This is a genomic window from Mesorhizobium sp. M0045, from assembly GCF_040323385.1.
In the GTDB taxonomy this organism is placed as follows: domain Bacteria; phylum Pseudomonadota; class Alphaproteobacteria; order Rhizobiales; family Rhizobiaceae; genus Mesorhizobium.
This window is the reverse complement of sequence record NZ_JAMYUY010000061.1, coordinates 1-2,587: the sequence shown is the minus strand read 5'-3', so window position 1 is coordinate 2,587 and position 2,587 is coordinate 1. Positions and strand designations below refer to the sequence as shown.

At 62.9% G+C, this 2,587-nt stretch carries 2 protein-coding genes; both read left to right on the top strand.

Annotated features, from left to right (window positions below; genetic code table 11):
• Positions 1-493 (top strand): hypothetical protein (locus tag NKJ72_RS30825; RefSeq protein WP_352480786.1); only part of this gene is annotated, 493 nt, incomplete at its 5' end.
• Positions 490-2,559: a recombinase family protein gene (locus NKJ72_RS30820; RefSeq protein ID WP_352480785.1), complete on the top strand. Its 2,070-nt coding sequence runs from the start codon at positions 490-492 to the stop codon at positions 2,557-2,559. The genes NKJ72_RS30825 and NKJ72_RS30820, both read left to right, overlap by 4 nt.
• Positions 2,560-2,587 lie beyond the last annotated feature (28 nt).

The following is a 2,587-nucleotide window of genomic DNA, read 5'->3' as shown; positions in this document are numbered from 1 at the left end:
GCAATCTCGGGGTCATTCTGCCCATGTTGGGCAGGAGGTCGAAGTCCATTATCGTTGGCATCCGTATTTCGGACGCCGGCTTCGCTGCGAGAACAGCGAAGAACGCGCGAACGGTCGGATCATTCATCTCGTCGTCGTGCCGGGGCATGTCATTACCGCTCCCGCCTGGATGGTCGATCCGGTGGCTTGCGCGACAATGGACCTGGGCTCCCCGCGCGTATCGCTTGCCGCGCTGCTTGAGCTTCACAAGCTCTTGATCGAACGCCGTTTCCGGCGAGGCTCTCCGGATGGTTTCACCATCGCGGAGGCGCAACATGAGAACCCTGCCACCCCCGACACGATCTCTCGTGGTCGTTCGCCAACTCAGCTTGCCGCTCGACTCGCAGAAGCTGAACGGGCTGAGTTCAGCGCAACGGACCATAGTGATCGCCCGGCTCGCCAACGTACTGATGGCCGCCGCCGGCGTGGCAACGGAGGAGGAGAGCTGCGATGACGAGCGGTAATCTGATTCCGACAGCCGTCCTCAAGCGCAAGGCCGTCGTCTATGTGCGTCAGTCCACTCAGGCGCAGGTCCAGCTCAACCTTGAGAGCCAGCGTCGGCAATATGAGCTTGTCGACGTCGCGCGGCGCTGGGGATTCCGCAAAGTAGAGGTGATCGACGAGGATCTGGGACGAACCGCAAGCGGGGCCGTGGAGCGGCCCGGTTTCGAGCGCCTGGTCGACGATCTGTGCACCGGCCAGGTCGGCGCCGTGCTTTGCCTGGAAGCTTCCCGTCTGTCGCGCAACGGGCCGGACTGGCATCGGCTGCTCGAGTTGTGCGGCGAAGTCGATGCACGCGTGATCGATCTGGACGGGATTTACGATCCAGGATTGCCGAACGATCGACTGCTGCTCGGCATGAAGGGCAGCATCAGCGAGTTCGAGCTCGGCGTGCTGCGTGCCCGCATGTACGAGGCCGCCCGCGCCAAGGCGCAGCGCGGCGAACTGCGCATCTCCGTGCCCTTCGGCTATGTCTGGCACCGCGATTACGGTCTCGGGTTCGATCCCGACATGCGCCTGCAGGAGACTATTCGCCTGATCTTCGCGCGTTTCCGCGAACTCGGCAGTGCGCGGCAAGTGTTGATCTCGATGATCGACGACGGCGTGCATTTTCCCAGACCCTCGGACGGCAAGAAGATGGTGTCCTTTGACTGGGTGCCTGTCCGCTATCGCAACGTGATCTCGATCCTGAAGAACCCGTTCTACGCCGGCGCCTATGTCTATGGTAAGAGCGAGAAGCGCACTGAGATCGTCGATGGCCGCGTTCGCAAGAGCTATGGCCATTACAAGCCGGCCAGCGAGTGGGCGGTGGTGCTCAAGGACCATCACGAAGGTTATATCGGATGGAGCGAGTACGAACGGAACCAGGAACTGCTCGCCGCCAACGCCTATGGCAAAGCCGGCGGCGTCAAGTCGGGCCGCGGCGGTCGCGCGCTGCTCCCGGGTCTCATCTCCTGTGGTCGATGCGGGCGAAGGCTGGTTGTCATGTATGCCGGACGTGGCCAAGGTTATCCGGTATATCGCTGCGAGCGTGGCAACCTCATGATGGCGCAGGCGCGATGCATGTCGTTCAACGGCTTTCGCACCGACGCGGCGGTGACACGCGAAGCGCTGGAGGCGGTTGCGCCGATGGCGATCGAAGCGGCGTTGGAGGCTGAACGGATGCAGCTGGAGAGCGAAGCCAAGCGGCGTCAGATGATCGAGATGGACCTGCAGCAGGCGCGCTATGAGGCGTCGCTTGCCGAGCGCCGTTATGCCGCCTGCGACCCCGAGAACCGGCTCACTGCGGCCCAGCTCGAGAAGAGCTGGGAAGCCACGCTCAGGCGCGTGGAGACCTGCGAGGCCAGGCTGAGCGAGGTGCGGGGCGTGGCGCCTGTCGATGCGGTTCCGGACTTCACGGGTCTCGCCAAGGATCTTGAAGCCGCCTGGAACGCGCCGGGCGTCGACATGCGCTGTCGCCAGCAGCTCCTGCGCGCGCTCATCAAGGATATCGTGGCGGACGTCGATGACGCTGCGCGCGACGTGATCCTGACCATTCACTGGCATGGAGGCCAGCACTCGCAGGTGCGGGTTCGCAAGCCCAAATCCGGCGAGCATGGCCAGCGTACACCTGAAGAAGCCCTGGCGATCATGCGATCCATGGCAACGCGGTGGTCGGATGCCGAAATCGCGGCCACGCTTAACCGCATGGGCATGCAGACCGGTCAGGGAAAGACCTGGACTGCTCGGCGCGTCCAATCGCTACGCACAGTGCACAAGATCAGCGGCTATCGCTCTTCCGACAAGAATGGCGAATGGCTCACCATGTCGGACGCGGCCGCTAGGCTCCGTGTGTCGCACGTCAAGATCCGCCGTTTCATCAGGGACGGCATATTGCCCGCCGAACAGGTCATGCGCGGTGCGCCCTACCAGATCCGCGCCAGTGACCTTGAAGATGAACGGATCCAAGCCGATTTGGCGCGCAATACTCCGCGTCGCATCAACGACGACAATCAGGAATCGCTGTTTTCCGCCATTTGAAGAGGGGGTGCATAATGAATCAGTCTTC

Coding starts and splice junctions, on each gene's coding strand:
- NKJ72_RS30820 (WP_352480785.1), top strand. CDS start 490: ATGACGAGCGGTAATCTGATTCCGACAGCCGTCCTCAAGCGCAAGGCC.